The sequence below is a fragment of the Paractinoplanes bogorensis genome, from assembly GCF_018829635.1.
GTDB lineage: Bacteria > Actinomycetota > Actinomycetes > Mycobacteriales > Micromonosporaceae > Actinoplanes > Actinoplanes bogorensis.
In genome coordinates this window covers 287,893-304,859 of record NZ_JAHKKG010000003.1, presented here as the reverse complement: position 1 = coordinate 304,859, position 16,967 = coordinate 287,893, and the positions used below count along the sequence as shown (strand labels likewise).

The following is a 16,967-nucleotide window of genomic DNA, read 5'->3' as shown; positions in this document are numbered from 1 at the left end:
CTACGTCAGCCCGTCTCGCGCGTCGAAAGCCTGGAAAGCGTGGGAAGCAAGGTCAGAACAGGGTCACCAGTTGGCGGCGGTGAGCAGATCGCCGTACTCGTGCTCGCGCGCCACCTGACGCAGGTCGGAGTCGACCATCATCTGCATGAGCTCGGGGAACGCGACCTGCGGCTTCCAGTTCAGGGCGGCGCAGGCGCGGGTGGTGTCGGCGCAGAGCACCTCGACCTCGGCCGGGCGGACCAGGGCCGGATCGATGACCACGTAGTCCTTCCAGTTCAGGCCGGCGTGGTCGAAGGCGATCTCGACGGCGTCGCGCACGGTGTGCATGACACCGGTGCCGATCACCCAGTCGCCCGGGTCCTCCTGCTGGAGCATGGCGTGCATGGCGCGCACGTAGTCGCCGGCGAAGCCCCAGTCGCGCACCGCGTCGAGGTTGCCGAGGTGGAGTTTGTCCTGCACGCCGAGCTTGATCCGGGCCACGGCCAGCGAGATCTTGCGGGTGACGAACTCCGAGCCGCGGCGGGGGGACTCGTGGTTGAAGAGCATGCCGCTGACCGCGTACATCCCGAAGGACTCGCGGTAGTTCCGGGTGATGAAATGGCCGTAGACCTTCGCCACGCCGTACGGGGAACGGGGGTGGAAGTTGGTCGTCTCGGACTGCGGGGTCTCGGCCGCCTTGCCGAACATCTCGGACGACGAGGCCTGGTAGAAGCGGATCTGACCGCTGGAGTCGCGGTGCGGCGTCTTGAGCCCGCTGACCATCCGGATCGCCTCGAGCACGCGCAGCACGCCCATGCCGTTGACCTCGGTGACGAGTTCGGGCTGCTCCCACGACATCGGCACGAACGAGATGGCGCCCAGGTTGTAGACCTCGTCCGGCTGCACCTTGTCCACGGCGGACACCAGGCTGGCCTGGTCCATCAGGTCGCCGTTGACGAAGTTGAGGTCGGTGGCGAGCCGGCTGATCCGGGACTTGCGGGGGTTGGCCTGTCCACGCACCAGACCCCACACCTCGTAGCCCAGCTCCAGCAGGTATTCCGCCAGGTAGGAACCGTCCTGGCCGGTGACTCCGGTGATCAGCGCGCGTTTGGGCATCGGTGTCGTCTCCCTGGTCACTTCGCTTGAGACGCGAGGCCGGGCTTCGTCCAGCACCGCAACTCCGGAGGACATTAGGGGGATCACGACTAGGGAAATCTGCGGAGATCGGCGCGGCAAACCTAGTGATTTACCGGCTGATCATGGGGTGGACTCAAGCGGTGCTCACCGGATTTCTGCGTGCCTATCTGCGGCCGTACCGGTCGGGAATCGCCATCATCGCGGTGCTGCAGCTGCTGCAGACCGTCTGCATCCTGCTGCTGCCCACGCTCAACGCGATCATCATCGACAAGGGTGTGGTCGAGGGCCGGATGAGCTGGATCGTCAGCGTCGGCATCGCGATGGCGGTCGTCACCGGGATTCAGGTGACCGTGGCGATCTCGGCCCAGCGCAAGGGCGCGGCAGTGTCCGCCGCGCTCGGCCGGGACCTCCGGGCGGCGGTGTTCGGCCGCGTGCTGAGCCTGTCGGCGCGCGAGGTCGACCGGTTCGGCGCCCCGTCGCTCATCACCCGGACCGTCAACGACGTCAAGCAGGCGCAGTCGCTCACGCTGACCCTGTTCGACACCGCACTGGCCACCGCCATCCTGTCGCTCGGCGGCGTGGCGCTGGCCGTCACCCAGGACTTCTGGCTCGGGCTGCTGCTGGTCGCCATGTTCCTGGTGGTCTGTGGCTGCATCGGCTACATGATCGCGACGATGTCGCCGCTGTTCGAGAAGTTGCAGACCGGCATCGACCTGATCTCGCAGATCCTGCGTGAGCAGATCAACGGGGCCCGGATCGTCCGCGCGTCGGTGCAGCAGGAACGGGAGCACGACCGGTTCGCCGCGGCCAACTCGTTCATCTTCCAGCCGTCGCTGCGGGTCGGCCGGCTCATGACGACGTTCGCCGCGATGGTGACGCTGGTGACCAACGTCTTCATGACCGCGCTCGTCTGGTTCGGCGGCCGGCGGGTCGACGGCGGCTCGCTGCAGCTGGGCACGCTGAGCGCGCTGATCGGCTACCTGACGCTGATCGTGCTCGCGATGGTGATGATCCTGGTGGTCATCACCGGTCTGTCCCGCGCGTTCGCCTCGGTACGCCGCATCACCGAGGTCCTCGACTCGTCGCCGAGCGTGCCCGAGCCGTTCCGCACCCGGGCCGCCGGCAGCGGCTGGCTCGAGGTGCGCAACGTGCACTTCGCCCACCCCGGGTCGGAGAAGCCGGTGCTGAACGGCGTCACGATGACCGCCCGCCCGGGCGAGACCGTGGCGCTGGTCGGCGGCACCGGCAGCGGCAAGTCCACGCTGCTCAACCTGATCATGCGCCAGTACGACGTGACCGGCGGCGCGGTCCTGGTCGACGGCGCCGACGTCCGGGATCTGGGCGCCGACCGGATCGGCACGCTCGTCGGCGTCGTGCCGCAGACCACCAAGCTGTTCTCCGGCACGGTCCGGGCCAACCTGCACTTCGGGTCACCGGACGCCGAGGACTCGCTGATGTGGGCCGCCCTGCGGATCGCGCAGGCCGCCGACTTCGTGGCCGCCATGCCGGACGGCCTCGACACCGAGCTCGCCCAGGGCGGCCGCAGCCTCTCCGGCGGTCAGCGGCAGCGGCTCGCCATCGCCCGGACCCTGCTCCGCCGCCCGCACATCCTGCTCCTCGACGACTGCTTCGCGGCGCTCGACGCGGGCACCGAGGCCCGGCTGCGGGCCGCGCTGCGCGAGGCGTTGATCGGCACCACCGTGGTGATGACCAGCCAGCGGATCGGCGCCGTGCTCGAGGCCGACCGCATCGTCGTGCTCGACGGCGGCCGGGTGGCCGGCAACGGCACCCACGACGAACTGATGGCCCAGAGCCACGTCTACCGCGAGATCGTGCAGTCCCAGCCGCTCGGAAGGGAACCCGTGGATGCCGGGCACGACTAAGGACGGCAGCGCACGCCGTCTCTTCGCCACGTTCCGTCCACAACGCGCCGCCCTGATCGGCGCCCTGCTGCTCGCGCTCGTGTCGACCGGGACCAGCCTGCTCGGCCCGTACCTGCTCGGTCTGGCCACCGACCTGATCGCGGCCGGCATGGTCGGCCGCACCCTCGACCCGGCGCTGAGCAAGGACCAGGTGCTCGCCCAGTTGCGTGGGCAGGGCGACGGCACGCTGGCCAACGTCTTCAGCACGATGGACCTGGTGCCCGGTGAGGGCGTCGACTTCGCCAAGCTGGCCACCGTCGTCCTGGCCAGCCTGGTCGTGTTCCTGGTCGGTGGGCTGTGCCTGTGGTTGCAGGGCCGGGTGGTCGCGCTGGCCGTGCAGCGGGTGCTGTTCGACCTGCGCGACCAGGTCGACCGCAAGCTCGCCCGGCTGCCGCTCAGCTACTACGACCGCACGCCGCCGGGCGAGGTGCTCAGCCGGGTCACCAGCGACGTCGACAACCTGCAGCAGACCCTGCAGCTGACCGTCGGCCAGACCGTCAACATGCTCTTCGCGATCCTCAGCGTCCTCGTCGTGATGCTGGTCCTCTCCCCCACCCTGGCGCTGCTCGTGCTCATCACCGTGCCGATGGCGGGCGCGCTGTGGTTCCTCGTGGGTAAGAAGGCGGGCGCCCGGTTCGCCGCGCAGTGGGCCGGGACCGGGGCCATCACGGCTCGGGTCGAGGAGGTCTACTCGGCCCACAACCTGGTGCGCAGCTTCCGCCGGGAGCGTCAGGTGCGCGCCGCCTTCGACAAGGAGAACGCGGCCCTCGCGGAGGCGGAACGGGAGGCGCAGGCGCTCACCGGACTGATCGAGCCGTCTACCCGGTTCATCACCGATTTTGCGTACGTGCTGGTCGCGCTGTTCGGTGCGGCCCGGGTCGCGTCGGGCTCGATGTCGCTGGGCGAGGTGCTGGCCTTCACCCAGTACGCCGGCATGTTCACCCGCCCGATGGTGGTGCTGGCCGGTGTGGCCGGGCAGTTGCAGTCCGGCCTGGCCTCGGCCGCGCGCATCTTCGAGCTGATGGACGCCGAGGAGCAGCGCCCCGACCCGGAGAACCCGGACCGCCCGAACTGGGTGCGCGGGCGCATCAAGTTCGACCGGGTCAACTTCCGGTACGTGCCCGACGTTCCGCTCATCCGCGATCTGTCGCTGATCGTCGAGCCGGGGTCCCTGGTCGCCATCGTGGGCTCCACCGGGTCGGGCAAGACCACCCTGGGCAACCTGCTGATGCGCTTCTACGAGGTGGACTCGGGGCACATCCTGCTCGACGGCGTCGACATCGCCGAGATGACCCGGGACGAGCTGCGCTCCCAGATCCGGCTGGTGCCGCAGGACCCGTGGCTGTTCCACGGCACGGTGGCCGAGAACATCACGTACGGCAGTCCGGACGCGACCCGCGACGAGATGGTGGCCGCCGCCCGCGCCGCCGGGGTCGACCGGTTCGTGCAGGGCCTGCCGGACGGCTACGACACCGTGCTCAACGACGACACGACCACCATCAGCGCCGGCGAGAAGCAGCTCATCACACTGGCCCGCGCGTTCCTCAGCCCGGCCGCGGTGCTGATCCTGGACGAGGCCACCAGCTCGATCGACACCCGCACCGAGGCCTACGTGCAGCAGGCGATGGGCCGGCTGCGGAACGGGCGCACCAGCTTCGTGATCGCGCACCGGCTTTCCACCGTACGGATGGCCGACGTGATCCTGGTGCTCGACCGGGGCGACATCGTCGAGCGCGGCACCCACGACGAACTGATCGCGGCCGGCGGCGTCTACGCCGGTCTGCACGGCGCCTGACGTTTAGGGTTTTCCCTAGTTCAAAACTGTTAGGCAACGTCCTTTGTTTTGCCCTTGTTTCCATTCAGCACACCCGCCACCCCGGTTCACGGGCAGTTCGTGAGTGCTTTCCCGGTCTCGATTGCCCAGTCTCGATGTATTCTCCTAGTATCGCTGACGGACGATCCGCAAAACTCCTACTAGGAGCCGTAAGGATGACCGTGCTCGACGCATCACAACGACCCTCGACGTCACCATTGGACGTTCTCGGGTATTCGTCCGCGCTACTCCCGGCGGGCAGCCGGAGCGGAGAACTCTTTCGCACGCTCTTCGAGCGATCCGGCGTCGGTATCGCCGTACTCGACGGGCGATGTCGAATTCAGCAGGCCAATGTCGATCTGCTGTCCCTGCTTGACCGCGACGCGGCCGAGATCGAAGGCCTGGAGTTCACCTCACTCCTGCCCACCGAGTGCCGCCGGCGCCTCCTGAACAGCCTCGACGGCCTGCGTACGGGCCGCGAGCGGCGCTTCGGCGAACACGTCCAGCTCTATCGGCCGGACGGCAGTGTCGCCGAGGGCCACCTCACCGCGGTGCCGCTGCGGGTCAGCGGCGCCGACCCCGCGGCCATCATGATTGTGCTGGTCAGAGCACGCAAGCCGGTCGCTCCGGAGCCGGTCGTGGCCAGCACCAAGGTGCTCAGCGAGGTGGACGCCCGGATCCTCGAGGGGGTCGCCGCCGGCGCCTCCACGGTGCAGCTGGCGGGTCAGTTGTTCCTCAGTCGCCAGGGCGTGGAATACCACGTGAGCGCGATGCTGCGGCGGCTCAAGGCGCCCAACCGGCCGGCCCTGGTGTCCCGGGCCTACAAGCTCGGAATTCTCACCGCCGGCACCTGGCCCCCGCGGGCCGATTCGCAATTCATCTACTGATTACCGAAGAGAGGGGGCGCCGACCGGCGTCCCCTCTTTTTTGTTTCCCCCCGTACGCACTTATGGACCCTCGCCGATTCGGCGGGGGTCCATTGTTGCGAGCAGATCAACCGTTCAGCACTTTACGTATTCCGGGTGCACCTTGGGCGGCCACACATCGGTGTTGAAGATGCCGATCGAATGCGCCTTGGAGACCAGGGCCGGCCGATTCGGGGCGCGCATCATCCGCAGCAGAGCGGTGACCCGGTATTCCACTCCGCCCCGGCTCATGAACAGCGACGAGGCGAGCTTGACGGTCGACACCCCGGCCGCCACGCCCTCGAGGATCCGGGCGTCCATCGGCTGCAGGGTCACCTTGATCGTGGCCGGCGACGGCCGCTCGTCCTCACGCGGCTTGGCGATGACGATGACGAGCACGGTGTCGATCTTGCCGGTGGCGTCGGCCACCGCGATCCCGGTCATCTCGGCCGGCACCAGCGTCCCGTCCGGCTGCACGGCCAGGATGCGCTCGGTGAACCGCTCGCGACGGCCGGCGACGAGCTCGGTCAGCTCGTGCTCGACGGTGCTGCGGACGCTGCGGTGCAGCAGGGCGAGGAACGGGCGGTCGTACGTGTCCTGCGGCCGCCGGTTGACCTCGCGCAGGAAGTCGGCATTGGCCTCACGCACCCGGAGCCGGGCGTCGAGGTTGGCCATGCACAGGCCGGACTGCTCGAACAGGGATCGGAAGCCGTCGGCGAACTCGTTCGAGTCCATCACGGCGACGGGAGCGTTCTCCAGAAACTTCGGGCGATCCCCCAGGGTGTTCATACCGCACCAGTCCCTTCCTACAGACATCCGGCCGTGGCACAGCACGGCCCCGGCAACGACGAGCAAGCTGGCATCCCCGTGACATCGCCCCGTAATCTTCCGGCTCACTCGGGGCAACGATTGAAACTACAACTAGCCTACGTGGGATAACTCCCCCGGCCTATGCGGACCCCCTCTCTTGAGTGCTTCTTGAGTGAAACTTGCGCGTTGAGGCAATCGCGTTCCTGATCCTGACACCACTTTTCCCGGTGCGCACCCGCTGTCGATACGGGCACGCCGAGGTGGTGCATTCATGCAGCTCAGAGCAGGTTTCCAACATGCAGCGGGCTCCCCGCACCCTGGCCCGTGACCGGTTTCCACACGCTCCACAGGCCATTGTCGAGCACTATCTTCAGGCCTTGAATCACGGACTGAAGATCTTTCGAAAAGGCTTGCCAAATTCACTTTGGACGACCATTGAGAAAACGCTTCAGCGCAATTCCGGAGATGATCTACCGGCCATTTTCGGCCACGCTCCGTAGTTCATTCACGGGCGCACGCGCCCGCACCCCCTCCGGCACGAACACCGAGGTGAGACGGCCTTTCGAAGGATGGTGGCCGCCGGTTCGGCCGGTGCCGACTGACCGAAAGTATGGTCTCGGGGCCGGGTTTCCGGGCCGCCCGGCCGGGGCCAATGCGCGGCGTGCGACCGACTGTGACGGCGCCCACGGCCGGCCGGGCCAGGTACCCGGCGAATCCCCCTACGAGGGCCCTACGCGACCGCTTCCGACAGCCTTCCAAAACGTTCATTAAGTTTCGGTACGTGTGGGTACCAGCGGGGGCCGTGCCCGGGGGCTTCTGCGCAGCTCTAGTGATTTCCAGCCGTCGGGAGCGGTCCCATCTCAGTCTGACGGCGGCTGCGCCGCATCCCCACCATCATCAGGAGCGAACGTGTCCTCACGCCGCCAGATATTGCGCCTCGGCGCGGCCGGCATCGTCGCCGCGTCCGGCGCCGGCGCCACCTATCTGCACACCCAGAACGCCTCGGCCGGCGAGGTCGGCAAGCCGAAGCCGACCCCGGCCACCTCCAAGCCGGTGTCCACGCCCGCCGCGTTCACGGTCCCGCTGAGCGTCCCGCCGACGCTGCGCCCGTCCCGGGTCACCCGCGACACCGACTACTACGACGTCACCATCGGCAAGAGCTACGCCAACATCGTCCCCGGTGCCCGCACCGAGGTGCTGACCTACAACGGCAGCTTCCCCGGCCCGACCATCCGCGCCCGCTCGGGCCGCAAGGTCGTCGTCCGGCAGAAGAACCACCTGAACGAGCCGGCCACGGTGCACCTGCACGGCGGCGCGACCGAGCAGGCCAGCGACGGCAGCGCGATGGACCCGATCAAGGCGGGCGAGTCGAAGATCTTCACGTACCACAACCTGCAGCCGCACGCGAACCTGTGGATGCACGACCACACCCACCACCTCGAGTCGGAGCACCTGTTTCGCGGCCTCGCGAACCTCTACCTGCTCACCGACAAGATCGAGGAGTCGCTGCCGCTGCCCAAGGGCAAGTACGACGTGCCGCTGATGCTCAGCGACACGCGGCTCGACGACAAGGGCCAGCTCGTCTACACCATGGACGACGCCTTCCAGCGGACCACGCTGCTGGTCAACGGCCGGCCCCGCCCCTACTTCAAGGTGGACGCCCGCAAGTACCGGTTCCGCCTGGTCAACACGTCGAACCTGCGCATGTTCTGGCTCAGCCTCTCCGACGGCACCCCGCTGACCGTGATCGGCGCCGACGGCGGTCTGCTCCCCGCCCCGTACGAGACGGAAAGGCTCTTGATCTCGCCCGGCGAGCGCGCCGACCTGATCATCGACTTCTCCAAGTACCCGCCCGGCACCCAGCTCATCCTCAAGAACGACCTGCCCCCGGGCGACCCCGAGCTGATCGGCCAGGTCATCCGGTTCGACGTGGGCAGGCCGGCTCCCGACAAGAGCTCGATCCCGGCCACGCTGCGCTCGCTGCCCGCCATCGGAGAGGCCGACACCACCCGCCAGATGGTGATGTACATGGACGAGGTCGGCGCCGGCACCAACGCGTTCCTCAACGGCAAGGCGTTCGACCCCGACCGGATCGACATCGACATCAAGCACGGCACGACCGAGGAGTGGATCCTCACCAACACGAGCCAGACCATCCCGCACAACTTCCACACGCACCTGGTGCAGTTCCGGGTGACCGGGCGCAACGGCGGTCCGGCGACCGGTTTCGAGACCGGGCTCAAGGACACCGTGCTGCTCTGGCCGGGCGAGTTCGTGACGCTGCGGGCCACCTTCGACACCTACAAGGGCGTCTTCCCGTACCACTGCCACATGGTCGACCACAGCGCCATGGGCATGATGGCGCAGCTGCGCGTCTCCTGACCCGGGCCCGTCCCCGGACCCCCGTTCGCTCGGGGTCCGGGGACGTTGCCTTCTAAGGCTTTTCCGCCGTACGCGCCAGGCCGGGCACCAGGACCAGCGCCGCCACCAGGTGCAGGACGGCCAGGCCGACCTTCGCGCCCGTGGTCTCGCCGCCGGCCGGCCCGCCCAGCGAGAGCAGCAGACCGATCGCGCTGACGATCAGGAAGTTCCGGGCCGGCGCCTTCGTGAAGCGCTGCAACAGAACCAGCAGCCCCCACGCCACGAAGCCGGCCACCAGAGTCGCCAGGATGACGGCGACCAGGCCGACGGTCTGCACCGTGCCGCCCGACTGCGCGGACAGCTCGACCCCGAAGACCAGATGCACGATCACCCACACCACCGCGGTCGCCGCCGCGGCCACCAGAATCGTGACCAGTCGCTGCCCCGTCACGCCCCGGCTCGTCTTTACGTCATTGGACACGTACGCCACCTCGCCGTCGAACACCGTCGATCCTGTACGGGCTCGAAGCTAGCGGCCTTCGCACCGAGTTTTCCTTAATATCCGAGCTGCCCGGATCCCTGTACGGCGACGGGCCGGGCGACCGGTTCCTCGCCGCCGATGTCGAGCCGGAACGGCGGGTAGGCGTCGGTCATCAACGCGGTGTACGCGGCGACCCGCAGCACCCAGCGGTTCAGGCCGAGGATGACGTCGAACAGGCCGCGCGGATAGCGGCCGGTCACCGCGAGCATGACGGCGGCGATGAGCACCAGCAGACCGATGACCCCGACGCCGGTCCAGCTGTAGCCGTAGGTCGCGGAACGTCGTCCTACATCACGGGCGCCGAGCATCTGATCGACGGCGGGCAGACCGCCGGCTGAGCCTGTGCGGTCGTGTTGGCTTCCGTTGACATTGCGCATAGATGTGAGTCAATCTGTGGCCATGCCGCCGACACGCCGGGACCTTCTCAAAGTGGCCGGGCTGGCCGCCGTCCCCCTCCCCGCGCTGGCCGATCTCGCCGCGGACGAGTCGCTCACCGGCTACGCCAGTCATGTCACCGGTGTCCGCAGCGTCACGGTGACCAGCACGACCGGGCAAAGACTCAGGATTTCCGCGTACGGGGGTCACCTCGTCCGCATTCAGGCGGTGCGCGCGGGCGAGGAGTTCTTCGCCGACAACCGCTACGAGATGGTCGACCCGGCCGCCCACTCGGGCCTGGGCGGCACACTGCAGGTCGCCGACACCGGTGACACGCTCACCATCACCACCGGGCCGCTCGACGGTGTGCGGGTCGTGCTGCGCAAGAATCCGCTTCGTCTGACGTTCGCGGCCCGCGACGAGGACACCGTGCTGGCCGGCGAGGACGCGACGCACAGCATGGGCTGGGGCGCGACCGTCCGGCAGACGTTCGCCCCGGCCGGAGCCGACGAGCGTTTCGTCAAGGCGGGGCACGGCCTCTACGGTCGTGCCCCCAGAGTGGACCGCACCGGCGAGATCGTCGCGCACAACTACCCGTTGCAGTCGAACCACATCGACCAGGCCCCGGCGATCGTGCCGCTGTACTTCTCGTCGCGCGGCTACGCCGTGTTCTTCAACACCACGTTCGACACGACGTTCAACTTCGGCAACGGCGGCACCTACGAGTTCTCCGCCGACGCTCACGGCGCGTCCGGGGCCCAGCCGCAGCTCGACTACTTCTTCATCAAGGGCCCGGAGTTCACCCAACTGCTCGACCGCTACACCCAGCTCACCGGGCGGCCCCGCTTCCCCCGGCTCGGCGTCTTCGGGCTGCAGTTGTCGGACAAGAACTTCCCGAACGTCAGCGACCAGAACTGGTGGACGAGCCGGATCACCGCGCTGCGCGACGCCGGCTACCCGCTCGACGTGCAGGTGCACGACAACCGGTGGCGGGCCGGGTCCGGCGGGTGGAGCGGGTCGTGGTTCGAGTTCAGCCCGCAGCGGTGGCCCGACCCGGCCGGTTTCAAGCGCTGGGCCGACGAGCACGGCGTGCTCACCACGCTCGACTACAACCGCAACAACTCCAACGAGATGGCGGGCTGGGTCGGCGGTCCCCCTCCCGGCTACAGCTTCCGTGCGGCCGACCTGACCGGGGTCGACAACAGCGACGCCGTGCCCGACTGGAGCAACCCGGCCACCCGCGCCTGGGTCTGGAACGTGTTCTGGAGCAAGGCGTTCAACCCCGCGCTGGGCTATCCGGGAGACGCGCTGTGGATCGACGAGCCGGACGAGATGGGCCCGATCCCGTACGACGCCGTCGCCGCCAACGGTCAGCGCTGGGCCGAACTGCGCAACGCGTTCTTCCTCTACTGCCAGAAGGGGGTCGGCCAGGAGGGCTGGGATCGTGCCATCGGCCGGACGAAGCGGCCGTGGACGTTCACCCGGGGCGCTACGGCCGGGCAACAGCGCTACGGGCATCTGTGGACCGGGGACATCAATTCCACGTACGGGGAAATGCAGGAACAGATCCGCGGCATGCTGAACGCCGGGCTCGGTGGCTTCCCGTTCGCCAACATCGACGCCGGCGGCTTCTTCGGGGCGATCATCTCGGACGGGCTCTATCGCAACTGGGTGGCCGCATGGGCCAGCGTGTCCCCGATCTGGCGGCCGCATTCCAACGGCGACACCGGGGTGCAGGGGCCGGCCGCCTCACGCTGGCCGATCGATCAGGGTGCGGCCAATCAGGCCGATTTCCGCAAGTACGCCAAGGTGCGGTACACGCTGATGCCGTACATCTACAGCATTGCCCATACCGCGTACGCGACCGGTGTGCCGATGGCCCGGGCGATGGTGATCGAGCATCAGCGCAACCCGATGGCGTACACGCACGACCTGCAGTACATGTGGGGCCCGTCGATCCTGGTGATGCCGGTGACCACGGACACCGGCGGCGCGGTGCAGCGGGTGTGGCTGCCGGCCGGCGACACGTGGTTCAACTTCTGGTCGGAACGCGCAGAACGTGGGCTCCGACACGACCGAGAAGAGTTACGTCACCAGCACCGGCGAGATCATCATGTACGTCCGTGCGGGTGCCGTACTGCCGAAGTACAAGTACGCACAGAGCACCGCGTTCCTCGACAAGACGCAACTCGAGATGGACGTGTACGCCGGGCGGGACGGGTCGTTCAGCCTGTACGAGGACGACGGCGTGACCGAGGACTTCCGCTCCGGCGGCGCGTCCAGCACGACCTCGCTGGTCTACACGCACGCCGCGCTCCGGGTCACCGTCGGACACCCGGCCGGTACCTACAGCGGGGCGCCCACCGCGCGGCGCTACGTCGTCCGGATCCACGGGCTGGCGGCGCCGGTCGGGATGCGGGTCAACGGCGGGGGCGGGCTGCCCGCGTACACCGGGGAATCGGCCGCCGTGCTCAACGGCAGCGGCCAGGTCTGGAACGCCACCCGCAAGATCCTGACCGTCGTCACTCCGCTGATCACCGTGGGCTCGGGCGGCGGGGTCGCGGCGATCGTCGAGCCCAGCGGCGCGACCTTCCCCGCGCCCGCTCGCCAGACCGTGTACGAAGCCGAGGACGCCCTCCGCAGCGGTGTCACCATCGCCTCGCAGCACGCGGGCTACACCGGCAGCGGCTACGTCGACTACACCAATGCCGCCGTTGACTTCGTCGAGTGGACAGTCACCGTGCCGACCGCAGGCGCCTATCCCCTCGGCATCCGCTACGCCAACGGCGGCACCACGGACCGGCCGTTACGCATCACGGTCAACGACACGGTCGTCGCCGCCTCGCTGTCGTTCCCGCCCACCGGTGGCTGGAAGACGTGGCGCACGGTCCTCCTGAACGCCACGCTCCCGGCGGGCAGCGCGGTGCGGATCCGCGCCACCTCGACCGGGGCGAGTGGTGCCAACCTGGACAGCCTCAGCGTCGGCTGACCTCGAATTCCTCCAGCAGGTCGAGCATCAGGGTGGTCAGCTCGGCCTCGCTCTCGGGTGGGACGTCGGCGATCGCGGTGCCGGGCAGCTTCGACTCCAGGATCAGGAACGGCCAGTGGACGGGCGAGCTCCGGTGGGTCGTCCGGTCGCCCACATATTCCTGGAAGCCGGCCAGGGCGACGCCGTCGGAAGCGGCGTCGAACCCCAGCACGAAGGCGACCGCGGTCGCGTAGCGATCGTCCGGCACATACATCCGACGGCGTCGGCGCAGGTGGAAGCAGAGCTCCGTGAGATCCATGTTCGCTCAATCCGCCCGGGTGAAGCTCAGGTATTCGCCGTAGGTCCACTGTTTCTTGTATTGGGCGAAAGGTATGCCTTTGCGCCCGGTGAACCCATCGTAGACAAGATCATCCTTGATGACGACGAAGTGGTTGTGCCACTGGCCGTGCGGATCGTTCGTCGAGGGGCCGAGGCGGCCCGAGCCCAGCGAGTCCTTGACCTCGTAGATCTCGCCGCCGATCAGCTCCTTGATCTTCTTGGCGCAGGCGTGGCAGTTGGACTGGGTCGGAACCGGCCAGCCGTTCGGTCCGAGGTCGCACGGAATCGAGTCGGGATCGGACGCCGCCGCCGGTCCGGTCGCCTTGCGGGCGTTCGGGTTCGGCGGGATCTTGAGATCACAGGCGTCCTTGTTGCGGCGGGCGTCGTCAGCGATCTTGTCGCGCTTCTTGCGGCCGTCGCGGACCTTCTCGGCGAACTTCTCCCACTTCTTGTAGAGGTCCCAGACGTTGCCGACCTTCTTGAGCTTGCCCCACGGGATGAGCTCGACGATCGTCCAGAAGCAGGCCTCGAAGTTGGGCGAGCTGACGCACTCCATCAGGTCTTCCGGGACGATCAGCCCGATCAGGAAGTCCAGGCCCTCGGCCTTGAGGAAGTCCCAGATCGACTCCCCGGCCTCCTGCTTGGCCTTCTCGTACTCGGCCCGCTGCTCCGGCGTCAGGTACTTGAGGAGGTCCGCCTCGTCGGCCGGGTTGGGTGCGCCCTCGTTGCTCGCCGCCTGCTGCTGTTTCGCGCGTTCGGCCGCCTCGGCCCGCTCGGCCGCCTGCTGCGCCTCGGTCGCGTGAGCCAGGGCCCGGCTCGCCGCCTCGGCCGCGCTGTCCGCGTGCTTCTGGGCGCTGTCCGCCGCCGTACGAGCCGCCGCCGCGTCGGACTCGGCCCGGTCGGCCGCACCGCGCGCGGCCGCCGCATCGGACTCGGCCCGGGTGGCCGCGCTGTCGGCGGCGTTGGCGTCGGCCTGGGCCGCCGCCGCACTGCGACCGGCGATCGCCGCGTCGTTGGCGGCCTCGTTGGCCGCCTGCCGGGCCGCCAGGGCGTCGGCGCGAGCCTGTGCGTCGGCCCGGCCGGCCGAAGCCGCGGCGGCTCGGGCCGCGGCCCCGTCGACCGCCGCCTGGGCCGCTGACTGCTTGGCCTCGGCCGCCGACTGAGCCGCCTGGGCCGCCGAGCGGGCCGCCTGGGCGGCCGCCGTGTAGGCCGGCTTGACCTGCTCGTTGGCGCGCTGCGCGGCCGCCTCGGCTGCTTCCGCGGCGCGCACCGCCTCGGCCGCCCGGGCGCGGGCCGCCGCGGCCTGCTCCTCGCCGATACGCATGGCCTGCTCGGCCACCACCGTCACGAAGTCGGCGTCGATGTCGGCCCCGGTGAACGGGGTGACCATGCCGATCGCCGTGTTGTGCGGCTCGGCGATGCCGGCCGACGACGAGGACGCCGCCGACGCGGCGGCGATGGCGATGTCGGCCTGCACCGCCGCCGCCACGGCCTCGTTGGTCGCGGCCTGGGCCTCGTCGCGGGTGCGGTTGGCCGCCCACAGCGACTTGACCGCCTCCTCGGCGGCCTGGGCGGCCAGGTTCACGGCCGCGGTGGCCGCCTCAGCGGCGCGGATCTCCTGGGTCGTCGCCACCGCTGCCTTGGCGTCGGCACGCAGCCGCCACGAGTGGGCCTGCGCGGCCGTGGCCTCGGCCTTGTCCGCCGCCGCGTCGGCCGCGCGGGCCGCTGCCTCGGCCTGCCGGGCCGCCGCCCAGGCCCGGTTGGCCGCCTGCTGCGCCTGGTGCGCCGCCGCCCGCGAGTTCGCCGCGGCGCCGGTGGCCGTGTTCGCGGCCGAACGCGCGTTGCGGGCCGCCGTGCCGGCCACACCGGCCTGCGTGTTGGCCTCGTCGGCCTGTCGCTGCGCCTCGGCCGAGTCGGCGCTGCCGGCCGCCGACGCCGCAACCGCCTGCAGGGCGCGAGCGCGGGCCTTGGCCGCCTGTTCGGCCTTCTCGGCGGCCAAGGCGTCGTCGCGGGCTCCGGCGGCGATGCGCTCCTGGTTCCACGACCGGTCGCGGGCCGCCTTGGCGTTGCGGTCGGCCCCCTCGGCGCTACCCCGGGCCCGGTTGGCCACGGCCGCCTGGGCCTCGGCGTTGCCCCGGGCCGAGCGGGCGGTCGCCGCATGCTGCTCGGCCTCGGCCCGGAAGCGGGCGGCGTTGGCCCGCTCGGCCTCGGCCACCTGACGGGCCTGCTTCGCCTCGGCCGCCCGGGCCTCGGCGGTCTGCCGATGCTGGCGGGTGCGCTCGGCCGCGGCCCAGGCCTTGGCCTCGGCCGCCTGGGCTTCTTCCCGGGCCTTCTTCGTACGCTGTGCGGCCGTCTTCGCCGCCGCGGCCTGCTTGGCCGCCGCGGTAGCCAGCTTGGCCGCGGCCGCCGCGTGCTCCTGTGCGTGCTTGCGCCACTGCTCGGCCTGCTTGGCGTGCGCCTCGGCCTGGGCCTGGGCGCCCTGCGCGTTGTTGGTCGCGATGGTCGCGTCGATGGCGTGCTGGGCCGTGGTCGCCGCGCCGAGGGCAGCCGCCGACGCCTCGCTCATGCCCTGCGCGATCTGCGACCACTCGGCCCCGTAGTCGAGCCCGGTGGCGATCAGTTCGTCCGCCGCGGATGTCGCGATCGCCGCCGCCGCCCGCGCCTGCTCGGCCGACAGCCGGGCGCCGTTCACGAAGTTCGTCGTCTGGGTCTTGGCCGCGTCGAGGTCGGCCGACTTGGACGCCGCCGTACCGGCCCGCGCAAGCACCCGTTCGGCGTGCCGGGCCGCGTTGGCCGCACCGGCCATGTCGTTGGCGCCGCGCTGCAGCGCCTTCACCGCGTCGCCATGCGCCCGCAGCAGCCGGGTGCGCGCCTCGGAGGCCCGCTTGGCCCGCTGGGCCAGATCGGACAGTTCCTCGGCCGCCTTGTTGCGCGCCTCCAGGTCCTTCAGATACTGCTCGCGCTCGGCCGCGTCGGCCTTGGCCGCGGTCAGATAGCCGGAGTTCCAGAACGCCGCGACCGCCGCGTCGTCACCGGCCAGGGCCTGCTCGGCCGCCACCTTGACGTGTGATTCGGCCGGCGCCGCGGCGGCCAGCACCCGCACGCGTTCCCGCAGCTGGGTGGCCCGCTCACGAGCGTCCGCGGCCACCTTCTCGTCGCGCTGCCGGGCCACGTCGGCGCCGTACGCGAGGAACAGCTCGCGGTCGGTGTCGGTGCCGGCCAGCACCCGCGTCACCTCGGCGTTGAAGTAGTCGCCGCCGGTGCCGGCCATCGCCCGGATCGTCACCAGGTTGTCGGCCGCCTGCTGCTTCCGGCGGGCCGCGATCTCCGTCTCGAGCTGACGCTTCTCGACCGTGGCGAAGCGCTGGATCGCCACCGGGTCACCGGTCGACAACGCGGCCAGTGCGGCCACCCGCACCTCGGGCTCGGGCGACAGTTCGGCCACGTCGGCGACGGCCTTGCGCCACCGTTCGGCCGTCGCGTCGACGCCGGTCGTGCCGTTCCACGACTCGGTCACCAGCGGCGGGATCGGCGGAAGGGGCACCCCTTCACTGCGCAGCATTCCCACCAGCGAACGCGGCGCCGGGGGTGCGGCGGCCGCCGGCGCGTGCACGCCGACCCCGCCGAACACCGCGAGCGCCGCGGCCAGCGCGACCGATCGGGCCGCCCTCATCGAAGTCTTCACGCCGTCCTTCTCCACAGCCGGGAGCGGCGGGAGGGCGCACGGCAGCGCCACGGCCCCCGCGCCGCGTCAGAAAGAATTGATTACGTACGAACGGAAGCCGGCGACGCCGCGCGTCACCGTTCCCGGGCTGTG

General features: G+C 69.8%; 11 protein-coding genes and 2 pseudogenes. 7 read left to right on the top strand and 6 right to left on the bottom strand.

What is annotated here, in order from left to right; genetic code table 11:
• Positions 1-63: 63 nt before the first annotated feature.
• Positions 64-1,095: a GDP-mannose 4,6-dehydratase gene (locus tag KOI35_RS09995; RefSeq protein ID WP_215785846.1), complete on the bottom strand. Its 1,032-nt coding sequence runs from the start codon at positions 1,093-1,095 to the stop codon at positions 64-66.
• A gap of 143 nt (positions 1,096-1,238) precedes the next feature.
• On the opposite strand from KOI35_RS09995, the gene KOI35_RS09990 reads away from it, so the two are divergent.
• The 3 genes from KOI35_RS09990 to KOI35_RS09980 all read left to right on the top strand — a co-directional run bounded on the left by KOI35_RS09990 (position 1,239) and on the right by KOI35_RS09980 (position 5,738).
• Positions 1,239-2,999 (top strand): ABC transporter ATP-binding protein, encoded by a 1,761-nt coding sequence (locus KOI35_RS09990; protein WP_246612868.1) that lies wholly within the window; start codon positions 1,239-1,241, stop codon positions 2,997-2,999.
• Positions 2,983-4,833, top strand: a complete 1,851-nt coding sequence (locus KOI35_RS09985) for an ABC transporter ATP-binding protein (protein ID WP_215785844.1) — start codon at positions 2,983-2,985, stop codon at positions 4,831-4,833. Before KOI35_RS09990 ends, KOI35_RS09985 begins: the two co-directional genes overlap by 17 nt.
• A gap of 194 nt (positions 4,834-5,027) precedes the next feature.
• A complete protein-coding gene (locus KOI35_RS09980) occupies positions 5,028-5,738 on the top strand; it encodes a LuxR C-terminal-related transcriptional regulator (RefSeq protein ID WP_215785842.1) in 711 nt (236 codons plus the stop codon).
• Positions 5,739-5,852: 114 nt separating this feature from the next.
• Here KOI35_RS09980 and KOI35_RS09975 read toward each other — a convergent pair whose 3' ends face one another.
• Positions 5,853-6,545, bottom strand: coding sequence for a PAS domain-containing protein (locus tag KOI35_RS09975; RefSeq protein WP_215785840.1), 693 nt, complete (start codon positions 6,543-6,545; stop codon positions 5,853-5,855).
• A gap of 930 nt (positions 6,546-7,475) precedes the next feature.
• Between KOI35_RS09975 and KOI35_RS09970 the strand changes: the two genes are divergently transcribed.
• Positions 7,476-8,948, top strand: coding sequence for a multicopper oxidase family protein (locus KOI35_RS09970; RefSeq protein WP_215785838.1), 1,473 nt, complete (start codon positions 7,476-7,478; stop codon positions 8,946-8,948).
• Between the two features lie 52 nt (positions 8,949-9,000).
• On the opposite strand, the gene KOI35_RS09965 is transcribed toward KOI35_RS09970, so the two are convergent.
• Both KOI35_RS09965 and KOI35_RS09960 read right to left on the bottom strand, forming a co-directional pair.
• Positions 9,001-9,408 (bottom strand): DUF6069 family protein, encoded by a 408-nt coding sequence (locus KOI35_RS09965; protein WP_215785836.1) that lies wholly within the window; start codon positions 9,406-9,408, stop codon positions 9,001-9,003.
• 74 nt (positions 9,409-9,482) lie between these two features.
• Positions 9,483-9,845, bottom strand: a complete 363-nt coding sequence (locus KOI35_RS09960) for a DUF4389 domain-containing protein (RefSeq protein WP_215785834.1) — start codon at positions 9,843-9,845, stop codon at positions 9,483-9,485.
• Positions 9,846-9,867: 22 nt separating this feature from the next.
• On the opposite strand from KOI35_RS09960, the pseudogene KOI35_RS48835 reads away from it, so the two are divergent.
• From KOI35_RS48835 to KOI35_RS49235, 3 genes and pseudogenes are all read left to right on the top strand, one after another.
• Positions 9,868-11,901 (top strand): annotated as a pseudogene (locus KOI35_RS48835) (glycoside hydrolase family 31 protein); the annotation flags it as partial.
• Positions 11,902-11,956: 55 nt separating this feature from the next.
• Positions 11,957-12,178, top strand: a pseudogene (locus tag KOI35_RS49300) (DUF5110 domain-containing protein); the annotation flags it as partial.
• 78 nt (positions 12,179-12,256) lie between these two features.
• Positions 12,257-12,832, top strand: coding sequence for a CBM35 domain-containing protein (locus tag KOI35_RS49235; RefSeq protein WP_246612867.1), 576 nt, complete (start codon positions 12,257-12,259; stop codon positions 12,830-12,832).
• Here the strand turns inward: KOI35_RS49235 and KOI35_RS09950 are convergent.
• Positions 12,819-13,130, bottom strand: a complete 312-nt coding sequence (locus KOI35_RS09950; protein WP_215785830.1) for a hypothetical protein — start codon at positions 13,128-13,130, stop codon at positions 12,819-12,821. The genes KOI35_RS49235 and KOI35_RS09950 overlap by 14 nt on opposite strands.
• Positions 13,131-13,136: 6 nt before the next feature.
• Positions 13,137-16,835 (bottom strand): ATP-binding protein, encoded by a 3,699-nt coding sequence (locus KOI35_RS09945; protein WP_215785828.1) that lies wholly within the window; start codon positions 16,833-16,835, stop codon positions 13,137-13,139.
• Positions 16,836-16,967: the final 132 nt, after the last annotated feature.